We start from the raw sequence: 21839 nt of genomic DNA, 5'->3' as shown, positions 1-21839 counted from the left end.
ACACCGCGGCCCCGTTAAGATTCTGGCCGCGCCCCCGTAGCTCAGCTGGATAGAGCAAGAGCCTTCTAATCTCTAGGTCGCAGGTTCGAGTCCTGCCGGGGGCACCCACATCGCAAGCACCCCGACCAGGCCGGATTCGCCCGGACGGGCAAGACACCCTGGATCGCGCCGTACGCACTGGTCACGGCCATGCATCACTTCGAAGTATCCGGACGTTCATCGGGCGCGCCGGTAGACTCCTACGTGCTGCTCGAGCACCCGCCGCGATCGAGAACATGCGCCCCATGCGCCTCACCGACGCTCATTTCCACGATCCTCGACAGCTGTGTTCCTTCTCGCACAAGCAGACCGGATTACCAGACAGTATTGATCGGCCCCTATAGTTCACGACGTAAATACGGTGTAACAGTCTTCTCACAGTCAGGTAGGTGGGCGTGTCGACCTCGGACCGCATCGAAGAGATCTACGAACAGGTCAAGGCCCGTAACGCGGGTGAACCCGAGTTCCATCAGGCTGCGGCCGAGGTGTTCGAGTCTCTGCACGTCGTACTGGAACGGCACCCGTCCTACTTCGATTCCGGGCTCATCGAGCGTCTCTGCGAACCTGAGCGCCAGATCATCTTCCGCGTGCCGTGGATCGACGACGACGGCCAGGTGCACGTCAACCGCGGCTTCCGCGTGCAGTACAACAGCGTGCTCGGTCCCTACAAGGGCGGACTGCGCTTCCACCCGAGCGTCAACCTCGGCATCGTCAAGTTCCTCGGCTTCGAGCAGATCTTCAAGAACGCGCTCACCGGCCTGCCCATCGGCGGCGGCAAGGGCGGCTCGGACTTCGATCCCAAGGGTCGCTCCGAGCAGGAGATCATGCGCTTCTGCCAGTCGTTCATGACCGAGCTGCACCGCCACATCGGTGAGTACACCGACGTTCCCGCAGGCGATATCGGCGTCGGTGGCCGCGAGATCGGCTACCTGTTCGGTCAGTACAAGCGTCTGACGAACTCGTACGAATCGGGTGTCCTCACCGGCAAGGGCCTCACCTGGGGCGGATCACAGGTCCGCAAGGAAGCCACCGGCTACGGCGTCGCGTACTTCGTGGCCGAGATGGCCAAGGCGCGTGGCTACTCGCTCGAGGGGTCGACCGCTGTGGTGTCGGGCTCGGGCAACGTCGCGATCTACGCGATCGAGAAGATCCATCAGCTCGGCGGCAAGGTCGTCGCGTGCTCGGACTCGTCCGGTTACATCTACGACAAGAACGGCATCGACTGTGCGCTGCTGAGGGAGATCAAGGAAGTTCGTCGCGGTCGTATCTGCGAGTACGCGGACGAGCGCACCGACGCCGAGTTCTTCGCCGATGGCAACATCTGGACCGTGCCGTGCGATGTCGCACTCCCCTGTGCCACCCAGAACGAACTCGACGAGGATGCCGCCAAGACCCTCGTCAAGAACGGTGTCAAGGTTGTCGCCGAGGGCGCGAACATGCCGACCACGCCGGGTGGTATCTCCGTGTTCCGTGAGGCGGGTGTCCGCTTCGCTCCTGGCAAGGCAGCCAACGCAGGTGGCGTCGCCACCTCCGCGCTGGAAATGCAGCAGAACGCATCGCGCGATTCGTGGCACTTCGACTACACCGATGAGCGTCTCGCAGGCATCATGGCCGACATCCACGGTCGTTGCATCGAGACCGCCGCCGAGTACGGCAAGCCGGGCGACTACGTGCACGGCGCCAACATCGCCGGCTTCGTGAAGGTGGCCGACGCGATGTTCGCGCTCGGCGTCATCTGACGAAGATCGCAGACCTGATGTAGAGCTCGCAGCCCTGGTGGTCGTCCACCAGGGCTGCGAGTTCTCGGTTCGTCCTGCTTATTTCTCGTCGAGGTTCTCGTCCTTGCCGAAGACCTCGTCGCTGCGGTGATCACTGCGCGCCTTCCGCGAGGCTTCGCGCATCTCGATCCCTTCGGTGATCAGGTCACCTATTTCACGGGTCACGTCGCGGACCGCGCCTGCGATGATGCTTGCGATCGCCCCGACATGTGTCGCCGTCGATTCGGTGACCTCCTGGATCACGTCCTTGTTTCGCTCGAACTTTCCAACCATGCCGGATCCCCTCACGCGTTGTCCCGCGCGAGAGTACCCGCAGTCTCGACACCGCGCGCGGAACTGGGCACCCGATCGAGGAACACCGTCGTCCCCGGCTCCGGCGACACCAGCGAAGGCGGAAGAGCGAACCGGAAGATCTTCCTCCAGACGGACGAGACCTGCGCAAACAGACCGCCGGTGTTGTAGGGCAATCCGTGCTTCTCGCAGAGCGCCTGTACCTGCGGTGCCAGTTCCGGATACCGGTGCGCGGGCAGATCCGGGAACAGGTGGTGTTCGATCTGATGTGACAGGTTGCCCGACATGATGTGGAACAGCGGGGTGCCGCTGATGTTCGCGCTGCCCAGCATCTGACGGACGTACCACTCGCCGCGTGTCTCGTTCGCGGTCTCTTCTGTCGAGAAGGACTGCACTCCCGACGGGAAGTGGCCGCAGAAGATGATCGAGAAGGTCCACAGGTTGCGGACCAGGTTGGCGGTCGCGTTCCCGACCAGTGTCGGAACGAACATCGGGCCGCTCAACAACGGAAACGCGATGTAGTCCTTGACCACCTGACGCCGCACCTTGCGCCACCAGCCCTTCGCCAGCGGAATCACGTCGCGCCAGTTCCGCTCACGCGAGACTATTCGCTCCACCTCCGCGTCGTGGAGCATCACGCCCCATTCGAACAACAGCATCAAAGCTGTTGCATACACGGGGTTTCCGAGATAGTACGGATGCCACTTCTGCGCGGGGTCCATCCGAAGGATGCCGTATCCGATGTCCCGGTCCCTCCCCACGATGTTGGTGTAGGTGTGATGCATGTAGTTGTGCGAGTGCCGCCACTGGTCCGACGGACAGACCGTGTCCCATTCGAAGGTGCGGGAGTTCAGCGACGGCTCGCGCATCCAGTCGTACTGGCCGTGCATCACGTTGTGGCCGATCTCCATGTTGTCGAGAATCTTCGACACGCTGAGCGCGGCAACACCGGCCACCCACGCCGGAGGAAAGAAGCCGAGGAACAACAGTCCGCGACCGGTCACCTCGAACCCTCTCTGGGCCTTGATGATCCGGTAGATGTAGTCGCGATCCTCGGTGCCGAGCGAAGCCACAGTACGCTCCCGGAGCGCATCCAGTTCGCGTCCGATCTCGTCGATCTGATCGCGACTGAGCACGATTGGTTCCGCGACGGCGGGTTCCGCACGACTGCGCGACAGAAACGGCAGGAACGGGATCGTCGGAAGAGTCAAGCCGAACATGCTGTCCTCCAATGTTTTCGGTTCTGAATGAAGTGTCGTCTGCGTTCGACGGTGGTTTACGTCAGAGCTCGACGGTGACGTTGCCGATCGGCGCGCTGACGCAGATCTGGATGCGCGCACCCGGTTCGGAGTCGGTTTCGCCCGTCCTGATATCGCGCGTACATCCGGACGACCGGATCGCGGTGCAGGTGTGACAAATTCCCATGCGGCAGCCGTGTTCTGGCGTGAGTCCCGCATTCTCGGCCTGCTCCAGAACGGTCGCACCACTGTTCGCAGCGACGATTCCGGATTCGGCGAACGACACCGACCCCGACACATCGTCCGGGTCGACGACGTATGCGGGCGGCATGAATTCCTCGGTGTGCAACAGCTCCGAGGAGCCGGTTTCGGCGTACAGCTCGCGTACGCGCTCGACCAATCCGGACGGCCCGCATACGTAGGTAGGGGTGTCGGCGAACCACGGTGCGACCGCATCGAGGTGCGCGCGTTCGAACCGACCGCGCAGGTGCCCGCCCTCACCACGAGTGTGGACCAACACGACCTCGACGTTGGGGAGCGAGGACAGCGCATCGAGTTCTGCGCGGCGGGGGACGTGCCCCGAACTACGCGCGTAGTGCACGAACGTGACCGCGGTCGCGCCGCTTTCGGAAGCAAGCGATCCCAGCATCGACAACACGGGGGTGATACCGGACCCACCGCTGATCATCAGCAGACGCAGGGGCCGCGGCTCCGGGAGCACGAAGTTCCCCGCGCCGTCACCGACTTCGACGACATCTCCCACCCGCGCATGTTCCGCGAGATGACCCGATACGAGCCCACCGGGCCGCGTACCGACGGTGAACACCACGTCGCGCGACCCGGGCATGATCGCAGGTGAGAACGTACGCACGTGCCGCACCCCATCTATCACCACCGCGAGCTGGACGTGCTGCCCCGGAACGAACCGGCAGGGTCGTGCTGGGCGTACTGTCAGCGTCGTCGATCCGTGCACACTTGTATCGATATGTGTGATCCTCGCCCGATTCGACGCGGTCGCGAGTAGCGGGTCGGCAAGTTCCAGATAGCGGTCGAGGTGGTGCGGTGAGGACAGTGCACCAAGCGCTCCGAACAGGAGTTTTCTGGCTTTTCCCCCGACTGGGGCACGGCTCGGCACTTGGGTCGAAGTCATGGTGTCCACCCTTCCTGATCCGGAGGCGCTATTTCAGTGCACATTCGTACACTGAACCCAGTGTGCCAGGAGCGGGCCGAACGCTGTCAACCCTGCTGTGACGGCGGTAACACCCCACGAGGGGGCGACACGACCGCGCAACACACCGCCTGCCTACACTCGGGACCGTGCCCGTAGCCCCCACTCCTGAACCGACCAGCCGGGCCGAACGCAAGGAGCGCACCCGCCAGGCGATCCTCGACGCCGCACTCGAGCTGTCCTCGGACCGCAGTTTCGCGAGCGTGAGCCTGCGCGAGGTCGCCCGATCGGTCGGCATCGTGCCCACGGCGTTCTATCGCCACTTCGCGTCGATGGAGGAGCTCGGTGTCGCACTCGCCGACGACACGATGCGGTTGCTGCGCTCCGTCCTGCGCGACGCGCGTCGTAATCCGGGTCCTTCCAACGCTCAGGCGTCGCTGGCCGCACTACTCGGGCAGGTTCGCGACCACGAACTCGCCTTCCGATTCCTCGCGCGCGAACGTCATGGTGGTCACCCGGAAGTGGCGCGGGCCTTCACGGTCGAACTGCGCCTGCTCACCCGCGAACTCGCAGTCGACCTCGCTCGTATCCCTCAACTCGCCGGATGGGGATCCGACGATCTCGAGATGGCCGCCGACCTGCTCGTCACCTCCATGTTCGAAGTCGCGTTGGACCTGCTCGCCGTCACTCCAGGGCGCGCCGCCGAAGCGGAGGTCCTCACCCGCGCAGAGAAGCAGATGCGCCTGATCATGCTCGGAATGGCTGCGTGGAATCCGCTACACGGCTGACTTCGGGACGTACCGTTGAAGGGTGCCTGAAACAGCAGCATCCGAGTCAGCAGGGTTCGCGTCTGCTGCCGTCACACTCGGTGATCTGACCTTCGACGTCCGGGTCGCGGGCCCGGCGGACGGACCTCCCATCCTGTTGTTGCACGGATTTCCCCAGACCTCGCGCTGCTGGAATGCGGTGGCCGCGGGGCTCGCCGGCGACGGTATGCGGGTGCTGCTGCCCGATCAGCGCGGCTACTCTCCCGGCGCCCGCCCGAGCGGGGTAACTGCGTACACGATCGACCACCTGAGCGCTGATGCCCTCGGAATTCTCGATGCATTCGACATCGACGACGCGCACATCGTCGGACACGATTGGGGTTCATCGGTCGCATGGCATGTAGCTGCACACCACCCCGAACGGGTGCGAACACTGACCGCGCTGTCGATTCCGCACCTGGCTGCGTTCGGTATGGCATTGCGTGGAAACGACGACCAGAAAGCACGTTCGACGTATTTCTCCCTGTTCCGTGAAGCAGGCAAGGCCGAAGACGTCCTGCTTGCGGACGACGCACACCGACTCCGCGCTCTGTACGGTCACGCCGTGCCGTCGGACGCGGTCGCCGAGTACGTGCGCGCACTCCGTGAACCGGGCGCGCTCACCGCTGCCCTCAACTGGTACCGGGCGATGACCGCCGACACCGGGCGTCTCCCGCCGGTGAAGATACCGACCACCTACATCTGGAGCACCGATGATGCTGCGGTCGGCCGGTTCGCCGCGGAACTCTGCGGCGACTTCGTCGATGCCGACTACACCTTCGAGGCGCTCGACGGCGTTTCTCACTGGATCCCGGACGAGGCTCCCGGTGCCGTCACGACCGCCATCGGCACACGGGTGAGGCAAGGTCGATGAAACGCGGTGCGCTGTTGCTGGTCGTGTTGATCGCAGCCGCGGTGGCGGCGTTCTTCATGGTGTGGGAGCAACCGAAGGATCCGCAACAGCACGCCCTCGACGACAGCGCGTTCGTGTTGGACGGGCACTCCACGACCTGCACCGCATTGTTCGGCAATCCCTGCGACTACGAAACCCAGCTCGAATTCAACCGTCGCGGCACGGACCTCGACACGTTCGTGCACTCGACCGACCTCGGCCCGTGGGGCAACTCCCTGCCTTTCGCGGACGCGGCCGAGCTCGTTCTGCAAGCCTGCGTGTACTCGCGCACAGCGGGAAAGACGGCCCTCGAGTTCATCGAGCTGGGGCAGCGCGATCACCCTGACGCCGGACCGGTCGAGCTCTCGCCGTTCTGGAACAAAGCACGTCAGGAGTTATGTGCCACACCGTGGCAGTAGTTCCTCGGCCATGTTCGACGACGCTTACCCGGGTGGTAATCGAGCGGCGTCGTCGACTCTGGTTTCATGTCGTCATGTCCGAAACCGAGAACGCCGTCCACGTCTTCGACGCCGCTGTCGAGCTCACCGCTATCGACGCGGGCCGCTATACCGGAAACACGCACTCCGCATACGCAAACATGGTCGGACCGTTCGGAGGTGTCACGGCCGCCACGCTGCTCCAGGCCGTACAGCTCCACCCGGAGGTCCTCGGAACACCGTTGTCACTGACGGTCAATTTCGCCGCGGCGATCGCGTACGGGGAGTTCGAGATCGTCGCCCGACCGGTGCGTACCAATCGCTCGAGCCAGCACTGGGTGGTCGAGCTGACCCAGGACGGGTCTGTCACGACCACCGCTACCGCAGTGTTCGGCAATCGTAAGGACACCTGGGCATCGACCGAGCTCGCCGCGCCCACCGCACCACCTGCGGACGAGGTGGCGGCCACTCCCTTCCCCGATTTCGTGGCGTGGGGCAAGAACTACGAGATGCGCTTCGTCGAGGGCCCGATTCCCGGCCCCGACGCCGCCCCGCACCCCGATTCCACCTCCACCCTCTGGGTCCGTGACGAACCCGCACGCCCACTCGACTTCACCTCACTGACCGCCCTGTGCGACGTCTTCTACCCCCGCGCGTTCCTGCGCCGCGGCCACGCGCTGCCCGCAGGCACGGTGACGCTGACGATCTATTTCCACGCGGACGCCGCCGAGATCGAAGCCCAGTCGGATCATCCGATCCTCGCCACAGCCCGCAGCCACCGGTTCGGTCGGAACTACTTCGATCAGACCGCGCATCTGTGGGGCTCGGGCGACACATTGCTCGCCACCGCCCATCAATTGGTGTATTTCAAATCCTGAGACCCATTCTCCTGACAGATCAGGCACACCCCGTCATGATGATCGTCATCAGACGACGGGGGGGCACGTGCGCTGGTCGAACGAATGTCGATTCTCTGCAGCCGCCTTCGCAGCGGCCGGAGTTGTTGCTCTGAGCGTCGCACCACCGGCATCGGCGGAGCAGGCGATCGGCTCGTACGTCGCGCTGGGTGATTCGTTCGTGGCCGGACCGGGAATCCCACCGAGCACGAGCGACGAGTGCGGACGTTCCGAAGTGAACTACCCCACCCTGGTAGCCGAAACGCTCGGCGTCGACGAATTCGTCGACGCCTCGTGCAGCGGTGCCGTCTCCAGCGATCTGCATGGTCGACAGATCTCCGTCCTGACCCGCTCGGCAGTGCCACCGCAGTACGACGCACTGCGGCCCCACACCGACCTCGTCACGGTCGGAATCGGCGGAAACGACATCGGCCTGGTCCAGCTGGCGATCTCCTGCACCAATGTCGCTCCTCCCCCGCAGGGTGTGTCGTGCGCGGAGAGCAATTCCGGCCGGCCCGATCCCTACGACATCGCGATCGATACCTTCGCGTCCAGGTATGCCGTGATAGTCGAGGAAATCCGGACGCGGTCACCGCACGCAGACATCGTGTTCGTCGGCTACCCGACGGGGATCCGTGACGGCGGCTGCTTTCCGGAACAACAGATGTGGCCGCAGGACGCCACATATCTGCAGTCCAAGATCGACCGGCTCAACACGGTGATGGCCGAGCAGGTCGTCGGCGCCGGAGCCCGATTCGTGGACCTTCGCACATCGACGATCGGGCACGACGCGTGCGCCACCCCCGAGCAGCGATGGATGGAAGGGATCGTTCCGACATCTCCGGGTATCCCACTGCACCCCAATGCAGCGGGCCATCGCAATGCGGCGGAGCGGGTGGTCAGCGCGTTGTCAGCCGACAACTGAGCGTTCGGGTGCACGCACGGCGAGCAGCGCGACCAGACCCGACGCCAGCACGAGAAGCAGACCCGCGATGCCCGCCCGGTCCGCGCCGAACCACCACGCGAAGAATCCGAACAACGTCGGCGCCAGGAACGACACTGCACGGCCTGTAGTGGCATAGAGACCGAACATCTGGCCTTCGCGGCCGGCCGGGGTGATGCGAACGAGGAAGGTACGCGCCGACGACTGGGCGGGGCCGACGAACAGGCACAGAAGAAGGCCGAAGACCCAGAACATCAGGGGCCCGGACACCACCAACAACACCCCACCGACCACGATCATCGACGCCAACGAAGCGACGATGACTGCCTTCGGGCCCACCCGATCGTCGACGCGGCCCGCTACGAGCGCACCGACCGCCGACACCACGTTCGCGGCCACACCGAACAACAACACGTCGGCGGCGCTGATCTCGTACACGGTGACCGCGAGGACCGCCCCGAAGGTGAACACCCCCGCAAGACCGTCGCGGAACAAGGCGGACGCACCGAGATACCAGACGATGCGCCGGTCCTCGTTCCACAGCTCCTTCAGATCGTTCCACAGCACGCGGTACGACTCGACGAAACCCACCCGGCGGTCGTCGTCGGAACGTTGGTGGGGTTTCTCGGGCACGGCAAACAACACCGGCAAGGCGAACACCGCGAACCACACCGCAGCGAGCAATGCCACCAGCCGGATGTTGAGTCCGTCGCCGGTGGTGATCGACAAGAATCCTCGGGTGTCGCCGTCTCCGGCGATGAACCCCGTATAACACAACAGCAAGAGCACAATGCCACCGAAATAGCCCATGGACCAGCCGAATCCGGAGACCCGGCCGATGTTCTTCTCGGTGGAGACCTGACTGAGCATCGCGTTGTACGGAACATTGGCGAGTTCGAAGATCACCGAGCCTGCTCCGAGGAGTACAAGCCCGAGCCACAGGAAATGGTGGTCGTCCCGAACGAAGAACATTGCTGCCATCAACGCCACTGTCGCGAAGGTCAGAACCCCCAACGAGCGTTTCCGGCGCCCGCTCGCGTCGTACTTCTGTCCCGACACGGGTGCGAGTACGGCGATGGCGAATCCTGCGATGCCGAGAGCCCAACCGAGCCAGGTACTCGCCGAGATCGACCCGGGAAGATCATCGCCGACCGCATCGGTCAGGTACACCGAGAACACGAAGGTGAGGATCACCGCGTTGAATGCTGCCGAACCCCAGTCCCACAGGCCCCATGCGAAGACCTGCCGACGTGTCGCGTCAGTACCCGTGCCGGGTCTGAAGTCCGTATGTGCGTTCATGCCCCGCAGCTTATGAGCGACCGGTCGGCGATGCGACTGCGCGCACGCAGTGGTTAGTCTGTCGTCTCATGGTCCCGAAGATCCGCGCCGCCAGCCTTCGCGGATTCGCGTCGTTGGTCGAAGAACTCGGCGGCGATCCGGATCGGCTGCTCGGGCGGTTCGCGCTGTCTCGGGAACTCCTGACGTCCGATGACGAACTCATCCCGATCGATGCCCACGACTTGATGCTCGAGACCGCTGCGACCGAGCTGGAATGTCCCGACCTCGGTCTGCGACTGGCAGCGGTGCAGGACGTGAGTGTCCTCGGACCGCTCGCATTGGCGATCCAGAAGTCCTCGACCGTGGCCGAAGCACTCCATTGCGCGTCGCGGTTCCTGTACGTACACAGTCCCGCACTCAGGGTGGACGTCGAGCCCGACCCCTACGGCCGCCGCGGGGTCGTCGCGTTGACGTACCGCAAGGATCTCCGGGAATCGTCGTACTCACGGCAGGGCATCGAGTTGGGACTCGGCCTCTTCTTCCGGATCGCGGAACTGCTCATCGGAGGCCGGATCGGACTCCGATCGGTCGAGATCCCACACCGTCCGCTCTCATCCGTCCGCCGATACACCGACTTCTTCGGCAGCGACGTGAAGTTCGGCCGCGCGGTCGCCGCCATCTGTGTCGACAGGCGGATCCTGGACGAACGCTTCGCGCATGCCGACGAGACCATTCGGCAATACGCTTTCCAATTCCTGGCAGAGAACTTTTCCGACCCGGCCACCGAGTTGCCTGCACGCGTGCGCAGCATCCTCGCCGCGACATTGTCCGCGCCGCCGTCCCTGCCCGAGGTTGCGCGCGCGCTCGCGATGCACCCTCGAACATTGCAACGGCGGCTCGCCGCGGAGGACACCACCTTCGACACGGTTCTCGACGCCATTCGCCGCGACACTGCTCATCGACTCATCACTACCGGCAATGTGCCGTTCTCGCAGGTGACCGGACTCGTCGGTTTCACCGAACAAGCCACTCTCAGCCATGCGGTCCGGCGCTGGTACGGGATGAGCCCCAGAGAACTCCGCAACACCGTCGAACCCAGATTGTCGCGCTGAAACAAGTTTTCGCGAGACGCGCCTTGCACCCTGGACCGAGGACGATTCAGCCGCAAGGAGTGATCTGATGGCGACTCAGGCAGAGCGAACCGACGTCGAGCTTTCGAACATCGGGGCACGCATCATCCCCGAGTTCGAGGGTGTACACGACGTCTGGCCACGGGGTGAGCGTCTGAAAGCCGTGCGCCGCGCCGCGCAAATGTACAAGCAACGCTTCACGTCGCAGGGCCGCATCCGTGCGATCAAGTCGGTCGATATCGCCGCAGCACCGTACCCGGTCGAATACGCCTTCCACAACGCCGTGGCGGCACCGACCCTCCCCCTGATCTCGATGATCAACCGCATGATCGTCGTTCAGTACGACGACTGGAACGGCACCGCACGCACACTGGTGTTCGAACCCACCGTGCCTGATGGGTCGGCCGAAGCCCCGTTCTACCGAAACCTGCGCGCGCTCATCGACAAGGTCCCCGGTGGCCGCCTCGCGGAGAAACTCGTCCTGAGCTACTACAACGAGCCGAGCGACGTGCTCGAGAAGCTCGGCCTGGCACCGGACGACATCGACTTCTGCACCTTCGACCACCTTCACGTGCAGGACCCACGGATGATCCTGGGCTCCACCGAGATCATCGAAGGCGAGACCGAACCACGCAGAGCGCTGTTCGGCGACGCGAAAATGCTGGTGCACAGGCGCGAGCTGGCCACCTTGCAGTCCCTCCACCCCATGCAATGGGCGTGGTACGTCGACGGCGGGCTCGGCGGGGTGGATCCCGCCAAATTCGTGGCATTCGACGGCGACATCGAACTCGGCCCGGGAATCGCGCTCCTGTGGACGCCCGGCCATACCGACGGCAACCATTCTCTGGTGGTCAACACTCCGGACGGGGTCTGGGTCTCGTCGGAGAACGGTATTGCCCTGGACAACTGGCAACCGGAGCTCTCGAGGATTCCCGGTGTGCGCAAGTACCACGAGCGATTCGGCCGCGAGATCTGCCCCAACGCGAACACGCTGGAAGATTCTCTCGATCAGTACGATTCGATGATCAAGGAGAAGACGCTCGCCGACCCCTGCAAGACCGACCCTCGCTGGCTCCAGATTCTGCCCTCGACCGAGCTTGCTCCGCGCAAACGGCAGTGGCCTGTCGTACCGACCTACGTTCACGGCGGTATCGAGTACGGCACGATCGAGGCCGGGCAGCGATGAGTCGTGCTCGCGCAGGCGCAGTCGTCACCGGTGCAGGCCGTGGCCTGGGCAAGAAGATCGCTGCCCTCCTCGTCGAGCGTGGCTACCGGGTGCTGGTCACCGACGTCGACCCCGCGACTGCGCAGGCAACAGCCGACGAACTCGGCAGCCGCACCATAGCTCTGGCGGTCGACGTCCGTGACCATGCCCAGGTCGACGCCGCCCGCAAGGCGATCATCGAACACGCGGGACGTCTCGATCTGTGGGTGAACAATGCCGGAGTGTTGCTCACCGGCCCGGCCTGGGAACAGGACGAAGCGACCCGCCGGCTGATGATCGAGGTCAACGCACTCGGCACGATCAACGGGACCGTTGCCGCCATTACTGCAATGCGAGACACCGGCGGCGGCCACGTGGTCAACATCGTGTCGCTCGCGGGCCTGACCGCCGTGCCCGGCGAAGCGGTGTACGCGGCGTCCAAACACGCAGCCCTCGGATTCAGCCTGAGCACGATGGCCGATCTCCGGCTCGAGGGCATCACGAATATCGACATCTCCTGTGTCTGCCCGGACGGCATCTGGACACCGATGCTGCACGACAAGCTGGACGATCCGGCCTCGGCGCTGTCGTTCTCAGGAAAGCTGCTGGGGGCCGACGACGTCGTCGATGCGGTCCGCGCAGTGCTCGACAAACCCCGACTCGTCACCACGATTCCGCGTTGGCGTGGACTCGTCGCCCGGTTGGGCGACGCTCTGCCCCGATTCGGCCTTGCGGCCGTCCCACTCATGGTCGCGCAGGGTCGTCGCGTACAGAAGAAGCTGAGAACCACCGGCGGACAGCGTAACTCGTGATCCCGGCCGGGCCCGCATCATCCCAACGCGACGTGAACAGCTGCTGCCAGGAGCGCAGAGACCGATTGGCGCATGACCGCGACCGCTTCGTCCACCGTAAGCTCGTATTCGTCGCGCAGCACCGACCATGAGGCCCATGTGGATGCGATCCCGAGCGCCTGCACTGTCTGGGTGCGGCGGTGACGAGTCAAGACGGCAAGCTCGCGCGCGAACAGGACCTCGATCTCGTCGGTCACACGATTGATGTGCAGCAGTCGATTTGCGCGGAGTTGTGGCGAGACCGCTTCACGAAGCCCAGCGGCCCGCGCCTGCGGCGCAACGTATTCGAGTAGCCGCGCCCGCTGGGCGCAGAATGCGTCGATCCGGTCGGGAAGACTCAGTTCCGGAGCGACCGGTACGAACTGTGAGTCCTGACGGCGCAAGACCTCCTCCCCTGTCGCAGCGAACAGAGTTTCGAGATCGCTGAAGTTGGCCCACAGCGCGCGAAGTGAGACCCCCGCAGCCTCTGCGATCTGCCCGCCGGTGGGCTTCAGTTCGCCGCCCTCGATGAGCCGGATGTGCGCCTCGATGACCAACCGGCGGGTGCGCTCGGCACGGGCGGTCCGGCCGTCGGAGCCGTTCATCCCCACACTTCCTCGCTTCGTTCGTGACACATCTGGATCCCACACAGTCTGCCAGTGGATCGGAGGCACGGCCGCATACTTCGCACCTGGCTGCGCCACCCACATCGCCAACTTTCGCCGGACAGTAGGAATCTACACTCTCAGTGTTGTAACCTTTCGCCGAACGTGATGTCGATCTCAACTTCAACACGGTTCGCGCTCAACATCCGCGGATCACCAATCAGAAGGTGCATCGCCAGTGCAGCTACCAACCCTTTCTCGCACCGACAGTGCCGACACCGCACGACTCGAACTGGCCGGTATCGGAGTTCGCTTCGGAGGTATCGTCGCGCTCGACGACGTCTCCCTGCAGGTCCCCGCCGGGTCCGTCGTCGGGATCATGGGACCGAACGGCGCAGGCAAGACCACATTGTTCAACGTCATCTGTGGTTTCATCCGCCCCGGCGACGGCACCATGTCACTCGACGGGAAGCCGTTCACCCCCGTCCCACACCGGCTCTCCGCCCGCGGCGTCTCCCGGACCCTGCAGAGTCTCGGCCTGTTCGCCGGACTCACCGCCGTCGAGAACGTCGCTGCAGGCGCCTCGGGGCGACATCGTTCGCCGTTCGTCGCCGGCATGCTCGGACTACCCCCCGCAGCCCACCGCAATCGACAGGCCCTCGCCGACGCCTCGAACCTGCTCGATGACCTCGGCATCGGCAGCTACGCACATACACTCCCGCCTGCGCTTCCCTATCCGGTCGCAAAGAAGGTCGCGATGGCGCGCGCACTCATCTCCGACCCCACCCTGCTACTTCTGGACGAACCCGCCGGCGGACTCGATCAGACCGATATCGACGACCTGCGCGAGCTCATCAGAGCTCTGCCGCAGCGCGCGGACAGCGTCGTCTCCGTCATGCTCGTCGAGCACAACGTCGACCTGATCATGTCGGTGTGCGACCACATCGCGGTCCTCGACTTCGGCCGGGTGATCTCGCAAGGCGCGCCCCACGAGATCAAAGCCGATCCCGTGGTCGCACAGGCGTACCTGGGTGACCGGGAGGCATCATGAGCACTCCATTACTCGCGGTCGAAAACCTCACGGCCGGTTACGGTCCCGTACCCGTCCTCCAGGACGTCGGATTCGAGGTACCGTCGGGCACGATCGCGGCTGTCGTTGGCCCCAACGGAGCGGGCAAGACAACGCTGCTGCGCGCGCTCTCCGGCACACTGCCTACTGTCCAGGGCTCGATCAGTGTCTCCGGCACTTCTCTGATCGGGGTACCGACCGAAAAACTGGTCCACCACGGCGTAGCTCATGTCCCCGAAGGACGCGGCGTGATCGGCGAACTCACCGTCGACGAGAATCTCCGCCTCGGCGGGTTGTGGCGAAAGGACCGCGCCGACGCCAAGCGCGCAGTTGCCGAGATGTACGAGATGTTCGAGCCGCTTGCCCGGCGCCGCGACAGCTCGGGACACCAACTCTCCGGCGGGGAACGACAAATGCTCGCGATCGGCCGCGCCCTCGTCGCACGACCGACGTTGCTGTTGCTCGACGAACCGTCGCTCGGACTCGCCCCGCGCATCGTCGAACTGATCATGACCACCCTTCGCGACCTGCGCGACCGGACCGGACTCACGGTCGTGCTCGTCGAGCAGAACGTCCACAGCGCTCTCCCCGTCTCCGATCAGGCGATCGTGCTTTCACTGGGGCGCGTCGCGGCCGCCACATCCGCTGCCGAACTCGCACACGATCCCGAGTTCCGTACCACCTACTTGGGTTTCTGAGGAGGCACCATGGACAGATTCCTGTTTCTCACCGTCGACGGCTTCGCCCGCGGCGCCGTTTTCGCTGCATTCGCCCTCGCTCTCGTCCTGATCTGGCGTGGTACCCGGGTGATCAACTTCGCGCAGGGTGCGATGGCAGCGGCCACGACCTACATCGCATATTCGGTCACGTCAGCAACGGGCTCGTACTGGTACGGCCTCATCGCTGCCGTAGCAGGTGGTTTCGTCCTCGGCGCGCTCGTCGAGCGGGTACTGATGCGGCGACTAGACCCGAAGCGCCCATTGTCCGCGGTCATCGTCGCGCTGGGCCTGGTGATGGTTTTGCACGCTGTCCTCGGAATGCTCTTCGGCAACGATTTCCGTCCGATGCAGCTGCCCTTTGCCCGCGAGCCGTTCCGCGTCGGCGACGTCGCGTTGCTCTCCCCCTACGACCTCTTCGTGTTCGCCACGGTCGGCATCGTGGTCCTCGCGCTGGCAGTCCTGTTCACCCGGACCGACATCGGCCTGAAGATGCGCGCATCCGCATTCTCACCGGATGTGTCGCGGCTGCTGGGCGTGAAGGTCTCAGCGATGCTCACCCTCGGCTGGGCCCTGGCCGGCGCCGTCGGCGCCCTTGCTGCGTTGCTGGTCGTCCCCACCGAGCTCGGACTCAACCCCCACGCCGTCGATCTGGTGTTCATCTTCGCTTTCACCGCCGCCGTCATCGGCGGACTCGACAGCCCCGTCGGCGCAGTCATCGGCGGCCTGGTCACCGGACTGCTACTCGGCTACGTCAGCGGCTATCTCAGCGGAAGCATCGCGCCGATCGCGGTACTCCTCGCACTGATCGGAGTGCTGCTCATCCGACCCAATGGCATCTTCTCCGGCACAGCAACAAGGCAGGTCTGACATGTTGTCGACACAACTCGCCGCCTCCGCAACCCGTACGGCGTGGATCGTCGCTGCAACCGCAGTGGTGATCGTTGCGATCTTCGTCCTGCCCCCGTTCCGGAACTACCAGCTGGCCACCATCGCCGCGTACGCGTGTGCCACAGCCGGTTTGACGGTGCTCATCGGACGCAACGGCCAGCTCTCACTCGGCCACGGAGCACTCATGGCCTTCGGCGCCTACACCTTCGCACTCACCGCCAACAGCATGGGCGACGCGGGAAGCACCGGCATCGCAGTACTGCTCGTCCCGCTGGCCGCCGCGGTCGTACTCACGTCGGCTCTAGGGGTGATCCTCGGTGCGGCCGCCGCACGGCTGCACGGCCCGTATCTGGCGGGCCTGACCCTCGCGCTCGTCGTTGCGATCCCGTCGATCACCACCACGTTCTCGGGGCTTCTCGGCGGAGATCAAGGATTGTGGGCGTACGTCGAAGGCCCGCCGACCGGGATCGCCTCGCTGTTCACCGTCGAACAGTGGCAGGCCACCGTAGCGGTGCTCGCTGCCACGGTGACCGTCCTCGCGCTTTCCAACCTGATCTCCGGTGATTTCGGGCGACGAATGCAGGCGGTCCGCGACGACGAGATCGCCGCTCGGCTTGCCGGAATCGACGTCACGCGCACCAAGATCGCCACTTTCGTGGCGAGTTCCGGAGCAGCGGGGCTCGGCGGCGGCGTCCTGGCGATGGTGACGCAGAGCGTGTCGCCCGGTGCGTTCGGTGTGACATTCTCGCTGTTCCTGCTCATGGGTGTCGTCGTAGGGGGTGTCGGTTCCCTACTCGGCGCGGTGTGCGGCGCAGTGCTGCTGGTCGTGCTGCCCGCACTGGTCGCAACAGTCACCGATTCACTGCAGATGTCCCCGGCCCTCGCCGAACGCCTCGACGGCAATCTCGCGATCGCGCTGTTCGGTCTCGCCGTGATCGCCGTCGTGCTCGTAGCTCCGTCAGGTCTTCATGGCCTGCTCTCTCGCGCTGTGCACGCCGTGTCACCGGGCGGGCGCTCCCCGCGCCACCGATCAGGTTCGGTTCCCGCGACCATCCCCGTTTCCACCACACCGAAAGCAGAGGCACACAGATGATCAGATCCCGGCGACACCTGATCCCGATCGTCGCACTCGCGGCGACCGTGGCTCTCACCGCGGCCGGATGCGGCAGCGGAACCAGCGCGACGGACGGCACCACCGGCGAGGGTGACACCACCGGTGTCACCGACACATCGGTCCTCATCGGCACCCACATGCCGATGACCGGTCCTGCTGCGGCCGGCTATTCGAAGATTCCGGCCGCCACGCAGGCGTACTTCGACCACGTCAACGAGCAGGGTGGTGTACACGGGCGCACCATCGAATACAAGGTCCTCGACGACGGCTACAACCCGGCGAACACTCAACAGGTGGTGCGCGAACTGGTGCTGCAGGACCGGGTGTTCGCGATCCTGGGTGGTCTCGGCACACCCACCCACTCTGGTGTTCTCGATTTTCTCGACACCAACGGAGTGCCCGACCTTTTCGTCGCATCCGGATCGCGCACCTGGAACCAGCCCGACAAGTACCCGCTGACGTTCGGGTTCAACGCCGACTACACGGTCGAAGCGAAGGTCATGACCGACTACGTCCAGAAGAACCTGCCGGGAAAGCAGATCTGCACATTCGGCCAGGACGACGACTTCGGAGCCGACTACCTCGGCGGGGTCGAGCAGATCGTGGGGGCCGAGAACGTCATCGAACGCCAGACCTACTCCACGAGCAACACCAACGTCGCACCTCAGATCGGGGCTCTTCGAGCCGCGGGTTGCGAGGTGGTCATGCTGGCCACGATCCCCGGCTTCACCGCGCTGGCGATCGGCACTGCAGCTCGTCTGGGGTTCGCTCCCCAATGGACCACTGCGTCGGTCGGGGGCGATCTCGTGACGTTGTCCGCGACGCTCGGTGAAGCCGCTCCACTTGCGGAAGGTCTGCTGAGCACCAACTACCTACCGTCACATTTCAGTGAGAACGACGAGTGGACAACCCTCTTCCGGGAGATAAACGACCAGTACAACGACGGCGCCCAGTTCGACGGGAACATCGTCTACGGAATGTCGATGGCGCACCTGTTCGTGCAGGCGCTCGAAGCGGCCGGGGAGAATCCGACCCGAGAATCGATCGTCGCCGCGATCTCCGAGAACGATTTCGACGGGCCGAACCTCGTCCCGTTCCGCTTCTCGGCCGATGATCACGCGGGGGCAGGCGGGGCGCGCATCAACCAGGTCCGAGGCGGGATCCAGGAGTACATGGGGCCGTCCTACACCACCACCGACGCTCCCGGCGACCCCGTCGTCGAGTACGCAGCAGGATAAGTGTCACTCCGGATCGGATCTCGGGGTGCGGGGTCGGTCGTCATCGGGGGACGACCGACCCCTCTCTCGTTCGACCGGAATTTGCGATCGGACAAGGTCTGCTCTCTTGTACGAGAAGACCGGTCGCCGACCTGTCCCTTCCGATAGTCTGCTGCGTAGCAGCGAATTGTCGCGACGATGGGAATCCAGATGGCAAAGCTTGTGAACACGCTGTCCGAGGACGAATTCGTTCTCATCCGGGAAACGAAGAAGTCGCAGATTGCCGAACTCACCGAAGACGACCTCATCGACCTGCACACTCGGACCCGTCGGGCGCGCAACAAGTACGTCAAGCTCTACCGCAGAAGCGGCGCAGACAAGGTCGGTGAGAAGAAGTCCCGCGCCTCGGGTCGTGCAGCGAACAAACGCAATGCCGGTAAGGCCGAGTTGTTCGAAGATGCACTTGCGCGAGTCAGCAGTCGACTGGCCAAGGTTGCACGGCAGTCTGCTCGCGAACTCAAGGAAGAACGGCTGGCGCTCGCCAGAAGCGACTCCCCCGTGTCATCGGACGGTGCTGAAGGAAAGGGCGGCGCGGGAAAGGGCAAAGTGAAATCGGCGGGAAAATCGCGCGTCGATTCGACCCGTGATTCTTCCGGCCGCAAGAAGTACGAAGCATCGACGATCGCCGCGGGTGCACGCCGTCAGGCCAAGAAAGACAAGAAGAACGCGTGACCGGCACAGGGGTCGGCCGTTCGAACGAGAGATTCTGCCCGGCTAGGCTGAACGCCGTGACTCTGCCGAACCCCCACCCCGATGCCCGTGCCGTTGTCACCGGAGCCTCCTCCGGTATCGGCGAGGCTCTGGCCACCGAGCTCGCGGCGCGCGGGCATTCGCTGATCCTCGTTGCGCGACGTGGCGACGTCATGGAGAAGCTCGCGACCGAGCTCAGGTCCGCACACCGCGTCGAAGTCGACGTGCGCGCGTGCGACCTGTCCGACCCCGAATCCCGTACCGATCTCGTCGACGAGTTGTCCTCGCGACGGATCAGCATTCTGTGCAACAACGCGGGTATCGCCACGTTCGGTGCTGTGGCCGAGCTGGACCCGTCCTACGAGCGCGCGCAGGTCGAACTCAATGCAGTTGCGGTGCATGATCTTACGCTCGCTGTTCTTCCGGGAATGGTGGAGCGCAGGTCCGGCGCGATCCTGATGGTCGGGTCTGCAGCAGGCAACATGGCGATCCCCAACAACGCGACCTACGCCGCGACCAAGGCGTTCGTGAACACCTTCTCCGAATCGCTTCGCGGGGAACTCAAGGGCAGTGGCGTGCATGTCACCCTGCTGGCTCCCGGACCTGTGCGCACCGAGGTGCCGGATCCGTCCGAGGCGTCGATCGTCGATCGGATCGTTCCCGACTTCCTGTGGATTTCGAGCGAACACACCGCGAAGGTGTCGTTGGACGCGCTCGCACAGAACCGCATGCGCATCGTTCCCGGCCTGATCTCGAAGGCGATGTCGGCGGCGGGACAGTTCTCTCCCCGGTCCATCTCCGCCCCTATCGCTGGCGCGTTCTACAAGAAACTCGGAGGCTGACGCCTCCACCTGCTCCCCAGACCGGCGTCCGGCGCATCTCGCATCGGACGCCGGCCCCGTCGTATTACAGTGATCCCCCTCACTCTCCGAGGGCGTGCTTCCCACTTCGTTTCACCTGCTCCCATCTGCTGTTTCCCTGTCAACCCGAGCGCAGTCGGCATGCGTCTCGAAAATTCCCACAAATCGATACCTGTGTTAACAAGTAGTTACGGAAAATTTTCACAAACACAGGGAGTAGTGCATTGTCGCCGAAGATCGCGATTCTTGGAGCAGGACCGAGTGGGCTCGCGCAGCTGCGCGCCTTCGAGGCAGCACGGAAAGCCGGTCTCGACGACGTCCCCGACATCGTGTGCTTCGAGAAGCAGGCGGACTGGGGCGGAATGTGGAACTACACGTGGCGCACCGGCCTCGATGCACACGGCGAACCGGTCCACGCGAGCATGTACCGGTACCTGTGGTCCAACGGCCCCAAGGAATGCCTCGAGTTCGCCGACTATTCCTTCGAGGAGCATTTCGGACGACCCATCCCTTCGTACCCGCCGCGCGCGGTCCTCCTCGACTACATCATGGGTCGGGTCGAGAAAAGCGATGTGCGCAAGTACGTCCGGTTCAACACAGCGGTGCGGTGGGTGGACTACTCCGAGCAGACCGAGAAGTTCACCGTTACCGTGATGGACCACGACAAGGGCGAACTCGAATCCGACGAGTTCGACTACGTGGTCGTCGCGACCGGGCACTTCTCCACTCCGAACGTGCCCGAGTTCGAGGGCCTCGACCGGTTCCCCGGTCGCGTCCTGCACGCGCACGATTTCCGTGACGCCGCCGAATTCGCAGGCAAGCGACTGCTTCTCGTCGGTAGCAGTTACTCGGCCGAGGACATCGGAACGCAGTGCTACAAGTACGGTGCAAAGGAGGTCACGTTCAGTTACCGCTCCGCACCGATGGGACACGACTGGCCCGATGCGTTCTCCGAAGTGCCACTGCTCACGCGTGTCGACGGCAGCACAGCACATTTCAAGGACGGCAGCACCCGCGAGGTCGACGCCATCGTCCTCTGCACCGGCTACCAGCACCACTTCCCGTTCCTACCCGACGAGCTGCGACTGCGTACCAACAACCGATTGTACCCGCGAAACATCTACAAGGGCATCTTCTTCCAGAACAACCCGCGCCTGATGTACCTCGGCATGCAGGACCAGTACTTCACATTCAACATGTTCGACGCCCAGGCCTGGTACGCGCGCGACGTGATACTGGGACGGATCGCGTTGCCCGACTTCGATGGACGCGACGCAGATATCGAGTCGTGGCGAACCCGCGAAGAGGCCCTGAGCAACCCGATCGAGGACATCGACTTCCAGGCCGCGTACATCCGGGATCTCGTCGCACCGACCGACTATCCCGAGTTCCACGTCGAACGCCAGGGTGAAGTGTTCAAACAGTGGAAGAAGGACAAGAAGGACGACATCATGGGCTACCGCAACCGTAGCTATACGTCCACCCTCACCGGAACCACCGCACCGCCGCTCCCCGCACCATGGCTGGACATTCTCGACGATTCCCGAGAATCCTTCCTGTGCAATGATTTCGAAGCCGATACAGAGGACGCACCCGGGGAGAAAATCGTCGCCACACGAACCGAGCGTCTACGCATCCCGGGCACCCTCCGCTCTCCCGAGGCGCGCGTCACCGCGAATGTCTAGCG

The 21839-nt window shown here is 64.2% G+C and carries 22 protein-coding genes and 1 tRNA gene; 18 read left to right on the top strand and 5 right to left on the bottom strand.

Translation table 11 applies throughout. The features are described 5' to 3' along the window. Positions 1-30 precede the first annotated feature (30 nt). Positions 31-104, top strand: a tRNA-Arg gene (locus ACTDXD_RS21120). A gap of 330 nt (positions 105-434) precedes the next feature. Continuing rightward, positions 435-1778, top strand: a complete 1344-nt coding sequence (gdhA, locus tag ACTDXD_RS21115) for an NADP-specific glutamate dehydrogenase (protein WP_440127737.1) — start codon at positions 435-437, stop codon at positions 1776-1778. Positions 1779-1856: 78 nt separating this feature from the next. Here the strand turns inward: gdhA and ACTDXD_RS21110 are convergent, their stop codons facing one another. The 3 genes from ACTDXD_RS21110 to ACTDXD_RS21100 form a co-directional block, all read right to left on the bottom strand. Further along, positions 1857-2090, bottom strand: coding sequence for a hypothetical protein (locus ACTDXD_RS21110; protein ID WP_440124191.1), 234 nt, complete (start codon positions 2088-2090; stop codon positions 1857-1859). 11 nt (positions 2091-2101) lie between these two features. Then, positions 2102-3328 carry a fatty acid desaturase family protein gene (locus ACTDXD_RS21105; RefSeq protein WP_440124190.1) on the bottom strand — a complete coding sequence of 409 codons (1227 nt, stop codon included), beginning with the start codon at positions 3326-3328 and terminating at the stop codon, positions 2102-2104. 61 nt (positions 3329-3389) lie between these two features. Beyond that, complete coding sequence (locus ACTDXD_RS21100) at positions 3390-4496, bottom strand: ferredoxin reductase (protein WP_440124189.1); 1107 nt, start codon at positions 4494-4496, stop codon at positions 3390-3392. A gap of 167 nt (positions 4497-4663) precedes the next feature. Here ACTDXD_RS21100 and ACTDXD_RS21095 point away from each other — a divergent pair, with 167 nt between their 5' ends. The 5 genes from ACTDXD_RS21095 (at position 4664) to ACTDXD_RS21075 (ending at position 8470) form a co-directional block, all read left to right on the top strand. Continuing rightward, a complete protein-coding gene (locus ACTDXD_RS21095; protein ID WP_440124188.1) occupies positions 4664-5302 on the top strand; it encodes a TetR family transcriptional regulator in 639 nt (212 codons plus the stop codon). A gap of 22 nt (positions 5303-5324) precedes the next feature. Beyond that, on the top strand, positions 5325-6194 hold the full coding sequence (locus ACTDXD_RS21090; protein ID WP_440124187.1) for an alpha/beta fold hydrolase: 870 nt from the start codon (positions 5325-5327) through the stop codon (positions 6192-6194). Next, on the top strand, positions 6191-6631 hold the full coding sequence (locus ACTDXD_RS21085) for a hypothetical protein (RefSeq protein ID WP_440124186.1): 441 nt from the start codon (positions 6191-6193) through the stop codon (positions 6629-6631). Before ACTDXD_RS21090 ends, ACTDXD_RS21085 begins: the two co-directional genes overlap by 4 nt. Before the next feature lie 74 nt (positions 6632-6705). Further along, positions 6706-7527 carry an acyl-CoA thioesterase gene (locus tag ACTDXD_RS21080; RefSeq protein WP_440124185.1) on the top strand — a complete coding sequence of 274 codons (822 nt, stop codon included), beginning with the start codon at positions 6706-6708 and terminating at the stop codon, positions 7525-7527. A gap of 67 nt (positions 7528-7594) precedes the next feature. Beyond that, positions 7595-8470, top strand: a complete 876-nt coding sequence (locus ACTDXD_RS21075) for an SGNH/GDSL hydrolase family protein (protein WP_440124184.1) — start codon at positions 7595-7597, stop codon at positions 8468-8470. Here the strand turns inward: ACTDXD_RS21075 and ACTDXD_RS21070 are convergent. Next, entirely contained in the window at positions 8456-9787 is a 1332-nt protein-coding gene (locus tag ACTDXD_RS21070; RefSeq protein WP_440124183.1) for an MFS transporter, read from the bottom strand. The two genes, ACTDXD_RS21075 and ACTDXD_RS21070, sit on opposite strands and share 15 nt — an antisense overlap. Before the next feature lie 68 nt (positions 9788-9855). On the opposite strand from ACTDXD_RS21070, the gene ACTDXD_RS21065 reads away from it, so the two are divergent. The 3 genes from ACTDXD_RS21065 (at position 9856) to ACTDXD_RS21055 (ending at position 12912) form a co-directional block, all read left to right on the top strand. Continuing rightward, on the top strand, positions 9856-10878 hold the full coding sequence (locus ACTDXD_RS21065; RefSeq protein ID WP_440124182.1) for an AraC family transcriptional regulator: 1023 nt from the start codon (positions 9856-9858) through the stop codon (positions 10876-10878). 67 nt (positions 10879-10945) lie between these two features. Beyond that, complete coding sequence (locus ACTDXD_RS21060) at positions 10946-12082, top strand: hypothetical protein (protein WP_440124181.1); 1137 nt, start codon at positions 10946-10948, stop codon at positions 12080-12082. After that, on the top strand, positions 12079-12912 hold the full coding sequence (locus ACTDXD_RS21055) for an SDR family oxidoreductase (RefSeq protein ID WP_440124180.1): 834 nt from the start codon (positions 12079-12081) through the stop codon (positions 12910-12912). The genes ACTDXD_RS21060 and ACTDXD_RS21055 overlap by 4 nt, the downstream gene beginning before the upstream one ends. 17 nt (positions 12913-12929) lie before the next feature. Here ACTDXD_RS21055 and ACTDXD_RS21050 read toward each other — a convergent pair whose 3' ends face one another. Continuing rightward, positions 12930-13535: a TetR/AcrR family transcriptional regulator gene (locus ACTDXD_RS21050; RefSeq protein WP_440124179.1), complete on the bottom strand. Its 606-nt coding sequence runs from the start codon at positions 13533-13535 to the stop codon at positions 12930-12932. A 238-nt stretch (positions 13536-13773) separates the two neighbouring features. Between ACTDXD_RS21050 and ACTDXD_RS21045 the strand changes: the two genes are divergently transcribed. The 8 genes from ACTDXD_RS21045 to ACTDXD_RS21010 all read left to right on the top strand — a co-directional run bounded on the left by ACTDXD_RS21045 (position 13774) and on the right by ACTDXD_RS21010 (position 21837). After that, on the top strand, positions 13774-14586 hold the full coding sequence (locus tag ACTDXD_RS21045) for an ABC transporter ATP-binding protein (protein ID WP_440124177.1): 813 nt from the start codon (positions 13774-13776) through the stop codon (positions 14584-14586). Beyond that, positions 14583-15302, top strand: coding sequence for an ABC transporter ATP-binding protein (locus tag ACTDXD_RS21040; RefSeq protein ID WP_440124176.1), 720 nt, complete (start codon positions 14583-14585; stop codon positions 15300-15302). The genes ACTDXD_RS21045 and ACTDXD_RS21040 overlap by 4 nt, the downstream gene beginning before the upstream one ends. A 9-nt stretch (positions 15303-15311) precedes the next feature. Next, complete coding sequence (locus tag ACTDXD_RS21035; protein ID WP_440124175.1) at positions 15312-16190, top strand: branched-chain amino acid ABC transporter permease; 879 nt, start codon at positions 15312-15314, stop codon at positions 16188-16190. 1 nt (position 16191) lies between these two features. Further along, on the top strand, positions 16192-17304 hold the full coding sequence (locus ACTDXD_RS21030) for a branched-chain amino acid ABC transporter permease (protein ID WP_440124174.1): 1113 nt from the start codon (positions 16192-16194) through the stop codon (positions 17302-17304). Then, positions 17301-18563, top strand: a complete 1263-nt coding sequence (locus ACTDXD_RS21025) for an ABC transporter substrate-binding protein (protein WP_440124173.1) — start codon at positions 17301-17303, stop codon at positions 18561-18563. Before ACTDXD_RS21030 ends, ACTDXD_RS21025 begins: the two co-directional genes overlap by 4 nt. Positions 18564-18752: 189 nt before the next feature. After that, on the top strand, positions 18753-19274 hold the full coding sequence (locus tag ACTDXD_RS21020) for a hypothetical protein (RefSeq protein ID WP_440124172.1): 522 nt from the start codon (positions 18753-18755) through the stop codon (positions 19272-19274). A 56-nt stretch (positions 19275-19330) separates the two neighbouring features. Next, positions 19331-20134 carry a mycolate reductase gene (gene cmrA, locus ACTDXD_RS21015; RefSeq protein ID WP_440124171.1) on the top strand — a complete coding sequence of 268 codons (804 nt, stop codon included), beginning with the start codon at positions 19331-19333 and terminating at the stop codon, positions 20132-20134. Positions 20135-20376: 242 nt separating this feature from the next. Further along, positions 20377-21837, top strand: coding sequence for a flavin-containing monooxygenase (locus ACTDXD_RS21010; protein WP_440124170.1), 1461 nt, complete (start codon positions 20377-20379; stop codon positions 21835-21837). Positions 21838-21839: the final 2 nt, after the last annotated feature.

This window comes from Rhodococcus sp. SJ-3 (assembly GCF_051918125.1).
Classification (GTDB): Bacteria; Actinomycetota; Actinomycetes; order Mycobacteriales; family Mycobacteriaceae; genus Rhodococcus.
This window is presented reverse-complemented; position numbering and strand designations above follow the sequence as displayed.